Genomic DNA, 18,770 nt, shown 5'->3' with positions numbered 1-18,770 from the left:
TCATTAACATAAGAAAATAGTAACGTGCTTTTAACTTCAAAAATAGTCTAAATCCTTAAGTTGATGGATGTGGGGTAGCACCACATATCCTCTAAGTTAAGGTTTTAAGATATCACAAAAACAAAAATTTTATACACTTAAGGAATTTGTAAGTATCAAGTAAGAAAAACGAGAGCTTTGTTTTGTATAATCAAAATATAAAGTGAATGAAGAAAGATTATTTCTGGGGTTAATATGCATGCGGAAAAAGGAGAAATCTACGGCTTTTTAGAGTAATAATATCAGTATGTTCAAGTTTTGGAGATTACTTGCAAACATTTTGAAGTTTTTGCACAAAAACCTTAATTACCATACCTGTTTTTTACCATCACATATTGGAGGTTAAAACATGAATAAAAAAAAGAAAATACAAAAATCAGTACTTTCCTTTACCCTACTCTTTTCTTTAGGCGTTTCATCTTTCCCGCTTACAACAGCTATTCACGCAGATATACGTGAGGAACAATCTGCAGAAAAGAAACAAATTTCTTTAACGGAGCGTACATCATTATTTTTTGAATATCTCCAGCAAGGTAAGTATGCAGAGGCACTTCAGTTGACGTCTGCTGCTTTTCAATCCAAGTTTACAGCAAACACATTACAAAACTGGTGGACACAAAGTGGGATAAAAATCATGGGAACACCTGTAATAAAAGAACGAAACTTGGTCCATCAGACGGTGGAAATTCCAGGAGCTATTGAAGGAACTACCATACCGCTACTCATTAAATTCACACCTGGCGGGAAAGTAGATGAAGTTGGAGAAAGGCCGCCCCAGGAATCTTACATTCCGCATCCTAGATATGACCAACCTGCTTCCTATCAAGAACGTGAAATCGTCATTGGAAATTCTACTTATCCATTACCAGCCACATTAACAGTTCCGAAACATAAGCCTGGTGAAAAGGTACCCGTTGTTGTTCTTGTTCATGGTGCTGGCATCCATGATCGCGATGCTACCTATTTGGGAACAAAAATCTTACGAGACCTTGCGGTAGGCCTTTCATCCAACGGAATTGCAGTGTTACGCTATGAAAAACGTACCTTAGAACATGCATTAAAGATGAGTGCAGAACCGGTTACGTTAGACCGTGATACTACAGATGATGCCATATATGCAGCAAAGTCAGCAGCGCAGCAGGAAGGCATTGATCCAAATAATATTTTCATTCTCGGACATAGCCAAGGAGCTGGCACAATGCCGCGTATACTGAGCAAAGCGCCTTCCTCACTTGTTCGAGGAAGTATCTTACTCGCACCACCTGCACGCCCTTTGACTGACACTGCCATTGATGTGAGTCAATACCTTGGGGCGCCAAAGGAAGTAATCGATGAACTAAAAAGACAGTTCGCTTTTATCCTGGATCCTACTTTCGATCCTGACCATCCGCCAGCTGGCTACAATTTTCCGTTTCCGTCTCCTCATTTTATGTATGATGTTACTAGGTGGCGTCCAGTTGAGGAGGCAAAATCACGAAAAGAGCCTTTGCTGATTCTGCAAGGGGCACGCGATTATCAAGTAACAGTAAAAGATGAATATACAAAATGGCAGGAAGGACTTTCAAACCGCGGGAATGTTCAGTTCAAAGAATATCCGAAATTGAATCATTTCTTCACGGAGGGTGACGGGGAATTGAGTCTTCCAAGTGAGTACGAAATCCCTGCAAATGTTCCCGAGTACGTCATCCAGGATATTATTACATGGGTCAATGAGACAAAAAAATAAGATAACATTGATTATCGACTATATCCAAGGTTAAATCACTTCTTCACAGAAGGAAATGGGGAATTAAGTAAATCAGATGAGTATTATAGCCCTGCAATTATTTTTGAGTATGTTATAAATGATATCGCTGCTTGGGTGCAAGGAAGATCTAAATAACATTAGCAACGATACTCTTTAATAGCCAATTTCAGTACTTAAGATAGAACTATTTTTATTAATTAAATCTACCTGAAAGATAAAAAAGGTCACTTTGAAATAACCCGCATAGCCATCAAGATGAAGTAGTATATAGTAGATATATATAATAAAAAAAGCAGCCAGGTGGGTGCTTTTTCTTCTCAACATAATTAGAATATTTTTAAGTCAGACCTTAGAGAGGCAGGCTATTCAAAATTGATTTACTTTTTCTTTACGTCTTCTAAATTTTTATATGTTTCTATAAAAAGGTCTTCATAATAAGGATGTTTAGTTGAACGGGCAGCGTCATAACCCTCAACAATATTTTTATAATATTCGGAGGATGGTTTATGTTAACATCCCCTCAAAAATTCGAATAGACATAATTCACAAAGTGTAAATTCTATCTTTTCATTGTCAAATGGACTAGTGTAACCAAAGTAAACGCTCATATTATGGAATAGATTTGATGTGAATTCATCATCATCTATATCGAAAACACAAAATCGACCACACTTATTACAGCATAATTCATCGCCACGTTTAGGCATAAATAAACGTCTCCATTCCGCATAATTATATTATTTTTATATATTATATTTAATAATCAATACGTTAGCACGACTACTTTTTAATTGCAATTTAAATGAATTAAAAATGAAATATAAATTTATCCGATTGCATCCGTTGTAGCGTTATTCGGTGGGCTGTTTATTATGGTAGGTAGCCAGGAACGGGGATTCTCGTTGATAAGTCGTGTGGGGATTGGCTATATAGTTGTTTAAATGATTCCGTTGGTTATGAAACTTCTTGTTGAAATCGCAAAAGCGATATAAAAGCTTTAATAAACTTTATATGAATTAAATAAATTATAATGGGTGTATCAAAAGTTGAGGTAGATGAATTTGATAATTTTCACCACGTTATTTCTTATATTAGCTGGTGTATTTCCTATAATTGCAGGTTCAATTTCTAATAAGCACGGATCTCAAATGGGTCAACCGACGATGAGGTGCGGGATATTACTAATTGCTTTTATTATACTTATATGGCCTTAATTATAACGTGCTAAAAACCAAGCCCTATATATATCAGGGCTATTTTCTTTATAGGAATTCCTTAACCATCATGGAATACTGTTAATACAGTATGCAAATATACATATTGTTTTTATTTGGATTTTTTGTATGTTAAAATTAAATATAGGAATTTTTGTATATAATGAGCAGGAATATTCAATGAATTTTGCGAGGTGTTATATGTTTACAAATAAGAAATTAATTCGAATTGGCTTAACGTTATTTGTATTTTTAAGTATAATTAGTTTTACAATCGGTTATTTTCAAGCTTATCTTGAATCGGCAGCAGATATTAAATGGGTAATTCCAGAAATTTGGGAAACTATTTTAATAGATGTTCCTCAAGGTATACTTGTTCTTTTAGGTGCAATCGCTTTGTATGATTTCACAAAAGAGACATCCAAAAAAGACGCATCAATCTAATTACATCCTTCTTCAATTAACAATTACATGACAGTCGTCTTGCAAAAAGCCCTGATCGGGGCTTTTTTTATATGCAGGAATTTTCTAAACATCATGGAATACTGTCACTAGGAGGTGTTGTGACGCTATGACGGACGAGATTGTTTATTCTGCTAGTGAAGTATACAAACGACTAGGAATAAGTGATATCTTGTAAAATAATGATAAAATATAAGCCTAATATGTTAATGGGGTGTATAAAATGAGTAATGAACATAAATCAATTATGGTCATAGATGTAAGCAACATTTATAATGCAAAAGAATTACATTTACTTCTTAAAGAGAAGCTCGAGTTTCCTGATTTTTACGGGGAAAATTGGGATGCCTTTTGGGATTGTATTACAGGATTTGTGTTTCCTTTGCCCAACAAAATGATTTTTGAAGGATGGTCAAAGTTAGAAAAAAGGTTACCGAGAGATACAAAAATAATGAAAGAGTGTCTTATTAATTATAATAAAGAGGATAGAAAAGACCCTGAATGGATAAGCGAATTCTTATTTAATTAAACAACAGGAAATATTTATGATGTGACTAAGAATCTTAATATAGAATAAGAGGCTCTAAATGGGGCTTTTTTCTTTGCAGGAATTTCCGGATGAGGTTGCTGCTGTGAAAGAGAAGAAGCCATGGTGGAATTTTTGGTGAGAACAAGGAGGTTCCCTTGTGAGAGTAGGGGACTTCCTTATCCTTGCTATCGATAATGATGCGTTATGTTAAACCCACTGAAAAAAGTATATTTTAAGTAAAACATTAGGAGGGACGTACTTATGTCTAATGAAATTTTGCCTTTTACTGTAAGAATAGCTACTTCAGAAGATTTTTGGGATATATCAAATATAAACAAGCAAGTTCAACAGTTACATATAGAGGGAAGACCAGATATTTATTCTGATACTTCAGCTTCTTTGGATCACAATGCATACGAAGAATGGCTTATTGATACAACCATAGAGATATTTGTAGTAGAGGACAATAATAAAGAGATTCTTGCTTACATAATCTTAGATATTAAAGAACCATCCGAAAATCCAAAGTTAGTTGAGCGAAAAGTACTCTTTATCCGCAATATTGGTGTAAGCGAAATATGTCAAGGAACTGGAATCGGAAAAATATTAGTACAAAAAGCATTTGAGTATGCTAAAGAAATACAAGCAACAAGCGTAGAATTAAATGTTTTAGAATTTAACAAGAAGGCTATACGATTCTACGAAAAACTTGGGTTTAAAACACAGAGTAAGCAAATGGAATTTGTATTACCTGATGCTTAAAACTACTTCTCCTTATACTACTTGTAGCTTTGATATGGTGGTTTATTTGTAAGGGCAAAGAAAAAATCGATACACAGAATTTTTACCAGCTTTGATTGATATCGCGACCCTAAGCAAATTGTGTTTAAATCATTAGAAATGGAGCATCCTGATGGGTGCTTTTTTCTTTTGGAATAGAAATCCGCGTGTTAACTATATTTTATATATAATTAATAATTACGGTGCATGAAATTTTATAGAGCGGACAGCTATGAGTTTACATGTAATAAAAATAGGGAAGAATAGCATGTTAGAGTATTAATTAAAAGTATTTACTATTATACAAAAGGAGGCGTGTTATGAACGCATTTTTTAAAGAGTGTAAACGATCTTTAAACGTGATAGGAGCTGCCAATACATATTATTGCAAACTAAAACGTATCTGCAGCTCCTAATACTAATCTTGTTTTGTATCGCTATTATTCTTTTGGCACAAGATTACACGAACCTTCATAATAAGTCCCATTACTTCAATTACAACCTCTTTAATATTGTCTGAAAGCTCATTTGGACTACCCCGTCTTTCTATATATAATTATAAACGGATTCAATGTTTAATTATCATCGGTATACCAGCTATCGCTCAAATGATTTTCTTTCTAGTATTTAAAAATATCCATATGGGATATTTACTTCACTTCAATTACAATTTAATTAGTATACTTTTTAACTACATAGCTTCTATTTAAAATATTTTATAAATAAAAACAAAAGAAAAGGTACCCCTGCTGCAAGGTACCTTTTCCAAGGGGTATAACTCATTACCTAAGCGGTCGTTGGTTAAGTATACCGCTTAATCTATTACATGAGTTATAATTTTATTATACATTGATCATAACAAAAATATTAACAATGGTGAAATTAACTTTAATTATTTATCATTTTAGGGGGAGCACCACACATCCATCAACTTAAGGATTTAGACTATTTTTGAAGTTAAAAGCACGTTACTATTTTCTTATGTTAATGAGAAAGGGTGACATGTTTTTTATGAATATGAATCAAAAACAAGAATTATCTTTATTCGCTGAAGAGTTATATCGATATATGTCTCCCGCTACACTTAATCAATTAGCCATAGAAGCAGGCGGGATGAAACGAAAACGTAAGTGCCACGGGCACCATTTCTTATCTTTGTGTGTATGGCTAAATCAACAAGTCGCTACTACCTCTCTTACTCAACTATGTAGTCAATTAGAAACTTCAACAGGAGTTTTATTAAGTCCGGAAGGACTTAATCGGCGATTTAACTCGGCTTCTGTAGCCTTCTTTCGAACTGTATTTACTACACTTCTACAAGCTAAAATTGGAGGCGTATCTAAGATTTCTCATTCTCTTTCTTCCTACTTTGAGCGCATTCGCATCCTTGATTCTACAACCTTTCAAGTTCCAGATCGATTCGCATCTACTTATCCTGGTGCCGGAGGATGTAGTCATAAAGCTGGTGTGAAAATTCAACTAGAGTATGACTTGTTGAGTGGAGAATTTTCTGATGTGAAAATTGAACCAGGAAAACGAAGTGATCAGGCGTATGGTGCGACTCGAACAGGCATGATACAAAAGAATGAGCTGTATATTCGTGACTTAGGATATTTTCGTCTACAAGACTTTAAGTCTATTCAAGACAAGCAGGGATATTATTTATCTCGTCTTAAGTTACCAACTAAAATATATAGAAAAGAGTTCGAAACAGTGGTATTTAAAACAAAACCTTCTCAATTGAAACCGGTATATATACAAATTCATTTGGAAGACATTATGAAACAACTACAACCTGGCCAAGTGTATGAATTACACGATGTATATGTAGGGAGTAAAGACAAATTGCCTACTCGTATTGTAGTTTATAGGTGTACCGAGGAGCAAAAGCAGAAACGCCTACGTGACCGAGCTATTCGCGAAAAGAAAAAAGGAATTACATATACAGAGCGTACAAAGCTTTTACAAGGTATTACGGTATATATGACAAATATTCCTACGGAATGGGTACCAAAAGAGAAAATCTATGATTTATATTCATTACGTTGGCAAATTGAGCTGTTATTTAAAATATGGAAATCTTGGTTTCAAATTCATCGTTGTAAATCTATTAAACAAGAACGATTAGAATGTCACCTTTATGGGCAACTCATTAGTATTCTATTATGTTCTTCTACTATGTTTAAAATGCGAGAACTCCTGTTACGTAAGAAACAGAAAGAGCTAAGTGAATATAAAGCGATGTACATAATTAAGGATTATTTTTTACTTTTTTACCAAGCATTACACAAAAACACCCAAGAATTATCAAAGGTTCTCCTTCGTCTGTTTAACCTCCTACAGCACAACGGACGAAAATCTCATCGATACGAGAAAAAGACAGTCTTTGATATTTTGGGTGTTATCTATGAGTATACCACCTCTACTCATCAGGTAGCATAGTAAAAAATTGAAACCCGTCAGGGTTTATTTGATATGCCCGCTTTTATAAAATCTACAAAAGATAATAAAAAAACTATATGGAAAGACCGCATTTTGTTTGAAAATATACCTTAAGTTGATGGATGTGGGGGAGCACCACATGCTCATCAAGCTAACATTTTGAAGTGCCCCCAAAGTGAAAAATTTCATCTTTTCATAGGTGTCCATAAGAATTGAGCCCATTTTTTACATTTTGGGGGTATTTGTATTTCTTAGCTTGATAGCGATGGAGCGTGTCCCCTTTTAGAACAAAAAAATAGGATTCCCCTGGCCAGGAGAATCCTATTATATACCTTAAAATTATAATAAATAATTGCATAAATAAATTATTTTATCAAGTGAAAATCAGTGATCACAGCTTTTTTCGTACCAATATTGACACCTAGCAAGCGTTAAATGGATAAAAAGGCTTTTCTTTAAGTAGCTCAAAAAAGAAGGGATTCTTGCCGTACCCCTTTTTGAATTCCGTTTCTATAACTTGGGAATCCTATGATTATGGAAAAATTCTATAATTCTACTTATTTGAATGCTTTTCCGGTGGGATATTCCGCTGCAACTCATTAATAAATTTATAAGTTAATGGAGCTTTTTCTTCTAACTCAGCCTTCGTGTCTGGACCAGCATAAAAATAGGAAAAGGCTTCGGCGAAATATTCTTCCTTGTAATCGAAATATGGATTGTCATTAAAATCATCATGCTCCAAAGCGTGAATTTCAGTAAACTTATTTGAATAACTAATATTGTCAAATACATAACGATCAATGGAATGGGCTGTTTCATGCAGCTCAAGGCTTACAGAACTATGCATCTTTTTATAGCTGTAACCGATTCGAGCAACAACCGTCTGTCCACCTGCACCTGGCACATCATCCCACGTATATGGAGTATGTTCCCATCCCCTAGGAACGGTTCCACTTAAATATTCATACTCCGGCAAATCAGTAAGAGGGAAATTAATCAGTTTAACCTGAACTCCCTGTTTATGCATGGTGATCAATATATTAGTTGGGATGCTCCAGAGACGATCAACCATATTATGGGTCTCTTCACGATCAAATTCACCCTTTGTTTCAACCGTCACAACCCTTTCAAGAACATTGTTCATTTTAAGTGATTGGGTAGTTCCGGATTCTCCAAATGCAGCAGTAGAAAATGAGAATGTTAAAACTGTGGTCAATAATAACGCGGAAAATACTTTTTTCAATAAGTTCCTTTTCATAAGCTCCTCCTAAATTTAGTATTTTATAGTTAAATATTTGACAATTAATTCTGTTTCCCTTTATAGGGTACGACACATGCCCATCAACTTAAGAAAACAAATCCACCCTAAAACGAAAAAAGAGCTTTTTTATTACAAGTTAGGACAAAATCTCGTTCTGGGAGAGTTGTATTTTCTTAGATTGATAGCGATGGGGTAGTACCAAAAACACGAATTTCGTACGCTAGGCAAAATTTCATAAAGAAAAATTCGATTTTCTAGATGGGTAAGAATTATACAGTGTTGTAGGTAGAAAACATATCCAGATAATTTAAATCCGCTCATATTAATTTGGTCAATAATCTTTAAGGGAATCCACTCTAAGTAAGTTGGGTAATGAAGAAAAGCCTTGAATCTTATTAAAATATAAAAGGAGTAGAAAAAATTTTCTACTCCAATCTCTTTTTGGTAATTTGTATTTTATTTCATTTTAAAAATGTACTTTATACTTTGATATTCAATATCTTTAATGCTATGATAATTTTTTTAATAGCTATGACCTATTAATCCTCATAATCTTCAATTGCACTTTTCAATTTCCTAGATAAGAACTCATAGAAATCTTTAGCTTCAAGTACTGTCTTCTTACTTACAAAATCCCACGTTACCACTGGGCATTCACTATTTACAAGACTTGTTGTATCTAGGCAATATACGTATTCACCTACATCCCATATCACAACATAACTGTTAGGAAGTCCTATTTTACGATGCACTCCAGTTTCTGAAAGTATTGGTGAATTATCTATGTAACCTGCACATGTTAAATCTATTCCGAGTATACCTCCGCCACCGTAATGCTTTAAAAACCAGCGATAGCTATCTGGAAATTTACAATCTAATCTTTTTTCAAGTTGGTTAATAAATTCATCTTCAACTCCTCCAAAAAAATCTCCTTTTTCCTCCCGTTCGGAAAAAATGTTAGCAATCCATTCCTTCATTTATATTACTCCTTCTTTTATTTTATTTTTGATAATCTTGTGCTCTTTGTTTCCAGTAATACTCACGAAATCTCTCATACTGAGCTGTTAAAACTGGATCATTTCTAAAACTATCTCCATCCTCAATTGTACCATCAAGCTGCTTTGAGTATTTTCGATGTTTACTAGCCGGTAATTCAACCATGCTTCCTGGTTCTCGCTGAGTCGTATGGTGCAGTTGAATTTGTGTATCATCCTTGTAAAAAGGATTCCTCTCTTTTTTTGCTAGTTCTAAATTTGATAAACCTTTCGCTTGCGGGTTTGATGATACATAATTCCAATCAATATCTTTCATCTGATATACACGTCTATCTAAATTTTCGTTATAAAGGAATAGATGGAAAAGAGACTGTAACAAGACATGGCTATGAGGAGTATATCTCAACTGATAAAAATAAAGTTATTTCACACGTAGCAGTTCTTGCCTTCCCAAATGTAAATTTACATTGCATAATGCCTGTATTTTTAATAGAAATACAAGCGAGTAAGTTTACACGAAAAACAAACGAAGAAGGAGCGGATTCTTCATTACTTAAAAAGGAACAAGTGTCTCTTTGTGGACACTTGTTTTTCTTTTCTACTAGAGAAATATATGTACAAAGTACAAATCGGTACGAGATTAAAGTAATATATACTTTACGTTAAGTAATATATAAGTTACATTTATATAGGAGGTTGCATATGAAAAATCACGTGAAGCTTGCTCGAGTAAAAGCAGATATGACCCAGCAGCAATTAGCTGAGGCAGTTGGGATTACCAGACAAACTGTTAGCCTTATTGAAAAAGTGAAGTACAGTCCTTCATTAAAGTTATGTTTACAAATTTGTTATGCGACAGATGCAACATTAGACGAAATCTTTTGGATAGAACAGGAGGATTATGAATGAAGAAAATTACAGATGAAAGACTTGTACTAAGGAATCTACAAAATATCCGTATTCTATTCTTTGTACAAACTATGGGTATACTCTGCATTCTTGGATATGATTTGATACATGGCGGTTTTGAACATATGCGTGATAATCCGCTATGGATGCTATTTATTATCACTTCGGTCGTGTCAGGTTATTTATCCATGAGCATCAATGTGCAGCAAGAACATACGAAAAAGAATCCTAAAAAATCACTCCTTACAAGTTTACTCGTATTGGTAGTGATTGTACTTGGCACATCTTACCTTACATCGATCAGCCCAGAATCTAGTACAAGAGATGGGCTACTGTTAGGCATTATCTTATTTATTTGCGGACTCATTCCAATATTGTATGTTTATAAGTTACGAATGAAACAACTTGCTGATTTAGAAGAGGAATAATACATATTTATATACTTTTACTCGTACTACCAAACCACTTGGACACTTGTCTAAGTGGTTTGTTTTTTGTGAAATTTGTTGCAACTCGACTAGTGAAATCGAAAACAGTACAGTAACAACATGTTTGAATGATAGACTCGTAATTACAATTATGACTTCTTATATTTATACCACCCTTCTGAAAATTCCCAGAAAGCATAAATTTCTATTCACTAGGAGTTTATGTTAATCAGCAAGAAGCATATACAATAAATAATTCTGTTTTAGATAACATCCAACCACTCAAAAAATCCAGTCATAAAAAAAGAGGGAGAAGGCATCTTTTATTGAAGTTTGTTTATAATAGTTTTTTAATTTGTTAGGGGGAATCGTAAAGGAGATTAGTGATCTCTTTGATAATTTTTATTTTCCTTATAGTATTTGGCATATTGTATTAAAAAATTCAAATTTTGAAGGGAGAAAGAGATTATCAAGTTCAATCAAAAATCGAAATTCCTCTTTGGAAAGAACAATTAAAAGAACGAGGTCACGTTGATTATCGACTATATCCAAAGTTAAATCACTTCTTTACAGAAGGAGATGGGGAATTAAGTAAACCGGATGAATAGTATAGTCCTGCTAATTTCCCTGAGTATGTTATAGATGATATTACTGCTTGGGTGCAAGGAAGATTGAAATAAAATTAGAAACCATATTTTTTAATATAGGTCACGATACATGCTTATCAACCTAAGGATGGAAATTAAATATGTTTTTGTTCAAATAAACTAAATAAAGGGGTGTTCTTTATGTGTACTAGTTTGACATTACAGACAAAAAGCGGTCAGCATCTTTTTGCAAGAACGATGGATTTTACATTAGATTTCAATCAAGAAGTAATAATAGTTCCTCGAAGTTATCAATGGAACAATATAACTGGTGAAACCATCGAGGCGAAACAAGCTGTTGTCGGGATGGGGATTAACCATCAAGGAAGGATAATACTGGCGGACGGAGTAAATGAATCAGGTATGACATGTGCAACACTCTATTTTCCAGGATTCGCTACTTATAGTAACAGTATAGATGACAATAAAACAAATCTGGCTCCATTGGATTTTGTGGCATGGAGTCTCACACAATCCAATTCTGTCGAAGAGTTAAAGAAATCTGTAGATAGTATTTCCTTTTTGGATGTACCATTACCTGTTTTAGGGGTTACTCCACCGCTACATTGGATTTTAGCGGATAAATGGGGAGATTGTATTGTGCTAGAGCCGACAACTGAAGGACTAAAAATATATGATAATCCTCTTGGGGTAATGACCAATAGTCCTGAGTTTAACTGGCATTTACAAAATTTAAGACAATTTATTGGTCTTAAATCGCATCCATATGCACCAACACAATGGAGTGATTTGCCGTTAAGTGCTTTTGGACAAGGATCGGGTTCGATGGGACTACCTGGGGATTTCACCCCACCATCAAGATTTGTGCGGGCAGCATTTGGGAAACAAAATATTCAAGGTATAGATAACGAAGAAGAGGGGGTATCGGCCATATTTCATATCTTATCAACTTGCGAGGTTCCAAAAGGTGGAGTGATAACGGACGAAGGTACATTAGACAATACCATCTATACAAGTGCAATGTGTATGGAATCCGGTACATATTATTACCATACCTATGATTGTAGACAAATTATAGCTATTCATTTATTTCATGAAAATTTAGATACAGAAGAAATAAAAACATATCCCTTCCACAGGAAGCAGAAGATATTTTATGAAAACTAATTAGATTTAGAAGAATATTTAAAAAAGCAAACTTAATTAAGTTTGCTTTTTTATAATAGACGATACGACTCATACTATGACTTTAAACACTTACATTCATACTGCTATTTTTTTATATGTAGTATTTTTTATGCTAGTGGGTAGAAATACAAAAGTGGTCCAACTGAATTCGATATGAGAAAGATAATAGTTCAATAAATTTCTGATCATTTTAAGTGAAGGGTAAGTGATTGAGATGAATAATATATATAATGAAAAGACACATACATCGATTAAAAAATTATTTAACAAATTTTCACCAAAAGCTCCTGGCTTTTCATATATCGCTAGTTTCGATAGCGGAGTAACTTATAAAGGTGCAGTTGGCTTAGCTTCTATAGAGAAAAATCTACCCATAACTACCAAAAACGTTTTTAATATTGCCTCAGTTTCTAAACAATTTACAGCGTTTTCTATATTACTCTTAGAACAAGAGGGGAAATTGAATTTAGATGATTCAATTGTAAAGTTTGTCCCTTTTATAGGAGCATATGCTGAGCCTGTAACATTGAGACATCTAATTCATCATACGGGTGGGCTAGTTGATTATATGGAATTGGCTGAAGCAGCAAATATTAAATATACGGATACATTAACAGTGGAAGAATCGCTAGAACACCTTAGAAATCATCAAATTGCAAAGTTCCCGGTTGGAACAAAATTTGAGTATAGCAATACAGGATATTTTTTATTATCACAAGTGGTAGAGAAGGTAAGTGGCAAATCTCTACGTCAGTTTACAAAGGAGCGTATTTTTGACCCTTTGAATATGAGAGACACAACAATTGTAGATTACTACCCAGCTACTATATCAATTACTAGTGGATATTCGAAGAATGAGCAAGGAACATATAAAATCTATGAAAGCCCTTGGGAACATACAGGGGATGGGGCAGTTCATGCAACAGTTGAAGACCTGGTAAAATGGGGAGAGAATTTAACTACAGGTACCGTTGGTGGAAATGACCTTGTTAAAAGGATGAGCGAAATAGGTCCAAAAATTTCTCCAACTGGAGAGACGATTATTGACAATGAAGATTATGCTTTTGGGCTAAGGCTTGCGGAAGGTTTTAACTGTAAATACTTAGAACATTCAGGAAGCTGGGCAGGTTATCGTTCACACTTCATGCGGTTTCCAGAAGTATCTTTGTCTGTTGTGGTACTAGGTAACTATGATGAATATGACTCTAAAAAATATGCGAATGAAATAGCAGAAATTGTTTTAGAAAAGTAAAAAAATAGAGCGTAGAATACAGTATTGGGATTTGGTTTATCCCACGTTGTTTTATATTGTTTTAACGGTATTTGCCTTACACTTCCTCCAAATCCAATCAAACAAACGGAAATAACCTTAGAATCAGAGTTGTATTTTTTATGTTTTTATTTCTCTTTTTGCATTTATCTTTTAATCAGATGAATGCTTTTTTAGTTCATAATAAAAAATAACCAGAAAAACTATCACAAAATCCGTTTTTCTGGTTTCTCTATGATACAGGTATCAAATAGAGAGTAAGGTTTAAACTAACATGTTAACCATAGAAAATGAAGAAAGTCATGCGTCTGCTATGACCTTTGAAGATTTATTTAAGCAGTACTTTGCTTATGCTGTGAAACAAATCATATGGATTGTTATAGATCAATCTACCGCTGAAGAGTTAGCATAAGAAGTATTTTTACAATTATATCGTAGCGCTTGGAAAGTATTTGAAAACATCCCTGGATGTTTGATTAAATCTTCTACTTATGTAGCTTATAACCATTTTTGTTCTGAAAAAAGGCATCAAGCGAAGATTGATAAAGAAATACAATACCATGAAGTACAAAATGTTTCATCATTTTATTGTATATATATTATATCATTTGAATATAAGCGTAAAACAACTTCAAAATCAACTTTTAATGAATATTTTGGAGTTACGTGACGATACCCCATTACCATCAACCTAAGAGAATAAGTCACCCCCAAAACGATTAAAATAAATTTCAGGTCTATAAAAACATAAAATTTCCATTTAGAGGGTACTTTAAAATCTTAGCTTGATAGCAAAACATCTCCGTATATATAATATTTTTAACTAAAATAGGTCGCCAGTCATTACAGTCATAAACTCCTTAAAAAACTGTTCATAATTCATCTGTACTGCAATCCTATGTTTTGGACGATTACCGAATGTTTCTGGTTCAAAGGTAGATCTAAAATCTCCTATACTTTGTCCTCTTACAGTATCAAGTACATTAACTGTCACTGCTGATTGATGGTACGTAAAAATATCATCACGATTAATCGCAATTAAAGTAAGTGCATCATGAACCGGGCTACCTTGTATTCCAGGAACTTTTTTTTGATAAAATTGATAATAGTAATAGTCTAAAAGAGGCTTTAAAAATTTAGTTTTTCCTTTAGAGTGGATATAATTGACCATTTCTGGTGTTACAATAGCCGATTGTGTAACATTCAAAGGATAAATTGATAGATTCTTTGCGTATCTCATTACAATATTGGCCGATCCAGGATCGCCATAAAAGTTAGCTTCAGCAATGGGAGTAACATTTCCTGGATATAGAAAAGCTCCTCCCATAATATAATAAGAATGTACATATTCCATCACCTCTCCATAAAGGAGAAATAAAGTTGCAAGTGAAGTAAGCCTTCCGGTATTCACGATAATAAGTTCATTTTTATGCTGCTCAATAAGTGTGAGAACCTCAAAAAAATTCTCAAATGTCTGAACCTCTAGTCCTGGGTAAATGGGCCCTATCCCAAATTTACCGTGAACTTCTGGATAAAAAGTTTCAGCTTCTGAAGACATGGAATGCTCCGCCCCACCAAAAACTTTTATATATTCTTTTCCTACACTTTTAAGTAAAAAGCGAACATTTCTAACAACTTCAGCTTTAGGTACGTTCCCGTAGTCTGCAACAATTCCTATAACATCAATTTTATCTGTCAAATGCGCGTATATGATAGCTATCGTATCGTCAATTCCGAAATCCCCAAAAAACAGTACTTTTTTCCCCATATAATGTTGCTCCTTAATGTTACTAATTTTTAAAATGGATCATAATTATGTATCGTAGGATAAGATTGTTCTCATGTTTTTTTGTAATACGGTATATGAATGAATTCATCAAGTTAACATACACTTTCGTTAATAATGAGCAAATTCCTTTTGTATGAAATGAAATAGTATGGACTTACTAATCTTAACAAGTTTTTTCTGATACCCTATACTCATTATGTGGTCCTCAAAATGATTAAAATACGTTATCCTTTCCTATTTGTTTTAAATCGACAGTAAAACCACAGAAAGATAAGTGAAATTGTTGCTTAACAACACCTTTCAAAAGAATCGTTATAACAAAAAACATACATTATTGATACAATATAATTATTCATCAAAATAAAGAGAAAATAAAATGTACATTTAGGAGGAAAAATACTTTGGAAATAGATCAAATAAAGAATATCCTAAGAAAAAGAGCAACCATCTTTCAAGCAGGCGGAAAAAGACCCGATTTATCTATAAATGAAAGTTGGATTGGAAAGATCCCCTATTCATTACCAAATGAAACTTACCCAATCGACCGCTATCAAGACAAAATGTATGCAACCATGATGATTAATTTAACTCAAATACCTTTTGTTCCAGAAGCAGTAAAAGATATGAAAGCCATCGCGGTATTTCTTTCTCCAAACTTTGCTAAAGACTTGTCCAACTTATCAGGGAGTTTTTGTATTAGAGAATATGATTCTTTAGAGGAACTAGTACCAAATGAGATGTCACTTACGTTTCCAAATCTAAAACCTTTTCCCTTAATACCTAGATTAGTAACTGATGAGTTTCCACAATGGGATACGGAAGATTTTCCAAACAACATGCAAGATAGAATTTTAGAACTTGAAAACACAATTGATATTGACTACTACGAAGATATTTTTGAAGAAAATCATTACATACATAAATTAGGTGGCTATGCTTGTTTTGCCCAATCAGGCATCCAATGGCCCGCGGATTATGAATTTGTTTTTCAAATAACAGAAGATCCAAAAGCACATTTAAAGATTATTCATGGCGGCGGAATTTATTTTGCCAAAAATAGTAAAACAAATGATTGGATCGCACATTGTGATTTCTTATAGGGGTCCCGCCACATAGTTGTTGAAGCTCGGATGAATCGATTAGCTAGAAGTTTAAAACGCATCTTAGAACTCGTTGAAAACTTAGAAAAGCGAAATGTTCATATATTTAGTTTGGATTATGAATGGGAACGAGAGTTATTGAAAGAAAAGCAAAGAGTCGGATTAGATATTGTTAAAAAAGGGGGACAGCTGGGTAGTCCTCGTAAGTGTGGAAAGAAACATGAAGGGATGGAACATGCTATTCATTTATATAAAAAAGGTAAACGTACAATAAATCAAATTTGCAATATTACCAAGTGAGTCGTTCAGCGTTTTATCGTGAAATTAATAAGTGAAATTTGAAAATGAATAAATAATTTTCTATGAATTTATTAGTAAATAAAATTCATAGAAAATTGGAAAATGTCATAATTTCAAACATTACTTTGCTAAATATGGATGCTAATTTTTATAGATATTATTGGAAGTGGGGTAATGTTGTATGAAATCGATAAATGTAAATGGGAATATATATCATATTGAATGTATTCCTTTTGAATATAAGAGTGAGCAGGACGAAGAGGGATACTACGAATATTTTTACAAAGGAGTCTATTTATTGTTTCACTCCGACAAAGAAACAATAAAAACCCGAATTTATGACGGAGAAGAAGTAATATATTTCTTGAAAAATCCAGTTCTTGCTTTGGATAAAGATTTTGAAGAGATGAAGGTATATATAATTAAAGAATATGATGTAAAAAAATTTAAGATTCCGGGTAGGGAAAAGGCCTATATAGAGTTATAGCAATAATCGATCTCAGTCTTTACCATGGATATATTAAATACAAAAGGTAGGTAGTTATATGATTCGTGAAGCTGAACCAAAGGACAGCAATGTAATTGAAAATCTATATAAAAAATTAGCACCACATAGCAAAAATATCAAGGTTTTACCAGAAAGAATTGAGCAGATAAGGAATGATTCTAATAATTTTTTATTTGTCTATGAGGAAAGTGGTAACGTCAAAGGAAGTATATTTATGACGTTTTGCCTTGATCCTGGATATCAATTTAGACCGTATACTGTTTTAGAGTATGTGATTGTAAATGAAGATTTTCGAGGTAATGGGATAGGGGAAAAGTTATTGAAACATGTAGAAGAGATATCAATTGCAAGGGGATCCACAAGAATTATCTTATTAAGTAGTGCAACTAGAATAAAAGCACATAAATTCTTCACTAAAAATGGATACAATGGAACCATAAGTAAGGGTTTCAAGAAGTATATACCAATTATTTGAATTTTATTTATAAGTGTTTTTTCTTAGAATGCTCCTTCATGATTCTAGACCAAAAACGAATTTCATTTAATGATCGTTCAACAAACTTTACAGACGTAACACCCGTATCAGGGTGTAATGAGGTTTCATCCCTATTCATTCTTAATCCCCCACTAAATACTAAGCTAGTTCTATTCTTATGAGTAAATATATATATAAATACCATCAATAAAAATTCATGATGATAATGATAAATCTCATATACATGTAATATTAACCTACCTTATTATTATCAGTAACCAAAGTAAGTCTACTCCTTATACAAAAATAGATAAGGAGCGGGCTTACTTTTCTTCTGAATTTTTATCATTTTAGCCAAGAAGACTCCTTCCTCAAGGAACGCTAAGTGAGTAGGTGGGAGATGAATTGGCTTCGGACAAGGGATGGCAGGGAGCCATCTTAATTGTTCGACATACATAAATTGTTACTTCACTACCTATCGAATGTATGTTTGTTATATAATAGATACATATCGAAATGGAGGTGAAATGAATGATGATCAATAAAGCATATAAATTTCGTATCTATCCAATTAAAGCACAAACGACTCTAATCAATAAAACGATTGGCTGTTCTCGTTTTGTATTCAATCATTTCCTATCTCTATGGAATAATGCATACAAAGAAACAGGAAAAGGTTTGACATATGGTACATGCTCTGCCAAACTTCCTGCCATGAAGAAAGAG

The 18,770-nt window shown here is 33.5% G+C and carries 18 protein-coding genes and 5 pseudogenes; 18 read left to right on the top strand and 5 right to left on the bottom strand.

Going from position 1 to position 18,770, the window contains the following annotated elements; genetic code table 11:
* The first annotated feature begins 388 nt into the window (after positions 1-388).
* The 7 genes and pseudogenes from JDS81_RS29075 to JDS81_RS29055 all read left to right on the top strand — a co-directional run bounded on the left by JDS81_RS29075 (position 389) and on the right by JDS81_RS29055 (position 7,213).
* Positions 389-1,765 (top strand): alpha/beta hydrolase, encoded by a 1,377-nt coding sequence (locus JDS81_RS29075; RefSeq protein ID WP_097955275.1) that lies wholly within the window; start codon positions 389-391, stop codon positions 1,763-1,765.
* Positions 1,766-1,921: pseudogene (locus JDS81_RS31165) on the top strand (alpha/beta hydrolase); the annotation flags it as partial.
* A 1,259-nt stretch (positions 1,922-3,180) separates the two neighbouring features.
* Positions 3,181-3,444 carry a DUF3937 family protein gene (locus JDS81_RS29070; RefSeq protein ID WP_097955276.1) on the top strand — a complete coding sequence of 88 codons (264 nt, stop codon included), beginning with the start codon at positions 3,181-3,183 and terminating at the stop codon, positions 3,442-3,444.
* A 241-nt stretch (positions 3,445-3,685) separates the two neighbouring features.
* Entirely contained in the window at positions 3,686-3,991 is a 306-nt protein-coding gene (locus JDS81_RS29065; RefSeq protein WP_097955274.1) for a barstar family protein, read from the top strand.
* A 261-nt stretch (positions 3,992-4,252) separates the two neighbouring features.
* Positions 4,253-4,753 carry a GNAT family N-acetyltransferase gene (locus tag JDS81_RS29060; RefSeq protein ID WP_097955273.1) on the top strand — a complete coding sequence of 167 codons (501 nt, stop codon included), beginning with the start codon at positions 4,253-4,255 and terminating at the stop codon, positions 4,751-4,753.
* Positions 4,754-5,199: 446 nt separating this feature from the next.
* Positions 5,200-5,481: pseudogene (locus JDS81_RS30995) on the top strand (hypothetical protein); the annotation flags it as partial.
* A 301-nt stretch (positions 5,482-5,782) separates the two neighbouring features.
* Positions 5,783-7,213, top strand: coding sequence for an IS4 family transposase (locus tag JDS81_RS29055; protein ID WP_199688670.1), 1,431 nt, complete (start codon positions 5,783-5,785; stop codon positions 7,211-7,213).
* 553 nt (positions 7,214-7,766) lie between these two features.
* Here JDS81_RS29055 and JDS81_RS29050 read toward each other — a convergent pair.
* The 3 genes from JDS81_RS29050 to JDS81_RS29040 form a co-directional block, all read right to left on the bottom strand.
* On the bottom strand, positions 7,767-8,471 hold the full coding sequence (locus JDS81_RS29050) for an anthrax toxin lethal factor-related metalloendopeptidase (protein ID WP_097954792.1): 705 nt from the start codon (positions 8,469-8,471) through the stop codon (positions 7,767-7,769).
* Positions 8,472-9,013: 542 nt separating this feature from the next.
* Positions 9,014-9,451, bottom strand: a complete 438-nt coding sequence (locus JDS81_RS29045; RefSeq protein ID WP_097954791.1) for an SMI1/KNR4 family protein — start codon at positions 9,449-9,451, stop codon at positions 9,014-9,016.
* 22 nt (positions 9,452-9,473) lie between these two features.
* The gene (locus JDS81_RS29040) at positions 9,474-9,785 is read right to left on the bottom strand and encodes an HNH/ENDO VII family nuclease (protein ID WP_242481420.1); all 312 of its coding nucleotides are present in this window, start codon (positions 9,783-9,785) and stop codon (positions 9,474-9,476) included.
* A gap of 386 nt (positions 9,786-10,171) precedes the next feature.
* Between JDS81_RS29040 and JDS81_RS29035 the strand changes: the two genes are divergently transcribed.
* The 6 genes and pseudogenes from JDS81_RS29035 to JDS81_RS29010 all read left to right on the top strand — a co-directional run.
* A complete protein-coding gene (locus tag JDS81_RS29035) occupies positions 10,172-10,378 on the top strand; it encodes a helix-turn-helix transcriptional regulator (protein WP_097954790.1) in 207 nt (68 codons plus the stop codon).
* Positions 10,375-10,806 carry a hypothetical protein gene (locus JDS81_RS29030; protein ID WP_000724354.1) on the top strand — a complete coding sequence of 144 codons (432 nt, stop codon included), beginning with the start codon at positions 10,375-10,377 and terminating at the stop codon, positions 10,804-10,806. The genes JDS81_RS29035 and JDS81_RS29030 overlap by 4 nt, the downstream gene beginning before the upstream one ends.
* Before the next feature lie 446 nt (positions 10,807-11,252).
* Positions 11,253-11,486: pseudogene (locus JDS81_RS29025) on the top strand (alpha/beta hydrolase); the annotation flags it as partial.
* A 108-nt stretch (positions 11,487-11,594) separates the two neighbouring features.
* A complete protein-coding gene (locus tag JDS81_RS29020) occupies positions 11,595-12,581 on the top strand; it encodes a choloylglycine hydrolase family protein (protein WP_097954789.1) in 987 nt (328 codons plus the stop codon).
* A gap of 235 nt (positions 12,582-12,816) precedes the next feature.
* Entirely contained in the window at positions 12,817-13,854 is a 1,038-nt protein-coding gene (locus JDS81_RS29015) for a serine hydrolase domain-containing protein (RefSeq protein WP_097954793.1), read from the top strand.
* Between the two features lie 292 nt (positions 13,855-14,146).
* Positions 14,147-14,459 (top strand): annotated as a pseudogene (locus JDS81_RS29010) (RNA polymerase sigma factor SigX); the annotation flags it as partial.
* A gap of 236 nt (positions 14,460-14,695) precedes the next feature.
* Here the strand turns inward: JDS81_RS29010 and JDS81_RS29005 are convergent.
* Positions 14,696-15,640, bottom strand: coding sequence for a nucleoside hydrolase (locus JDS81_RS29005; RefSeq protein ID WP_097954788.1), 945 nt, complete (start codon positions 15,638-15,640; stop codon positions 14,696-14,698).
* Between the two features lie 422 nt (positions 15,641-16,062).
* Here JDS81_RS29005 and JDS81_RS29000 point away from each other — a divergent pair, with 422 nt between their 5' ends.
* The 4 genes from JDS81_RS29000 to JDS81_RS28985 all read left to right on the top strand — a co-directional run bounded on the left by JDS81_RS29000 (position 16,063) and on the right by JDS81_RS28985 (position 18,044).
* Positions 16,063-16,761, top strand: coding sequence for a DUF1963 domain-containing protein (locus JDS81_RS29000; protein WP_097954787.1), 699 nt, complete (start codon positions 16,063-16,065; stop codon positions 16,759-16,761).
* Positions 16,762-16,791: 30 nt separating this feature from the next.
* Positions 16,792-17,061 carry a recombinase family protein gene (locus JDS81_RS28995; protein ID WP_097954786.1) on the top strand — a complete coding sequence of 90 codons (270 nt, stop codon included), beginning with the start codon at positions 16,792-16,794 and terminating at the stop codon, positions 17,059-17,061.
* Between the two features lie 181 nt (positions 17,062-17,242).
* Complete coding sequence (locus JDS81_RS28990; protein ID WP_097954785.1) at positions 17,243-17,548, top strand: hypothetical protein; 306 nt, start codon at positions 17,243-17,245, stop codon at positions 17,546-17,548.
* Between the two features lie 58 nt (positions 17,549-17,606).
* Entirely contained in the window at positions 17,607-18,044 is a 438-nt protein-coding gene (locus JDS81_RS28985) for a GNAT family N-acetyltransferase (protein WP_000617457.1), read from the top strand.
* Positions 18,045-18,069: 25 nt separating this feature from the next.
* Here the strand turns inward: JDS81_RS28985 and JDS81_RS30645 are convergent.
* Positions 18,070-18,249, bottom strand: a pseudogene (locus tag JDS81_RS30645) (DUF2935 domain-containing protein); the annotation flags it as partial.
* Positions 18,250-18,575: 326 nt separating this feature from the next.
* On the opposite strand from JDS81_RS30645, the gene JDS81_RS28980 reads away from it, so the two are divergent.
* Positions 18,576-18,770 (top strand): helix-turn-helix domain-containing protein (locus JDS81_RS28980; RefSeq protein ID WP_199688669.1); only part of this gene is annotated, 195 nt, incomplete at its 3' end.

The sequence above is a fragment of the Bacillus cereus group sp. N31 genome (assembly GCF_016483245.1).
In the GTDB taxonomy this organism is placed as follows: domain Bacteria; phylum Bacillota; class Bacilli; order Bacillales; family Bacillaceae_G; genus Bacillus_A; species Bacillus_A toyonensis.
This window is presented reverse-complemented; position numbering and strand designations above follow the sequence as displayed.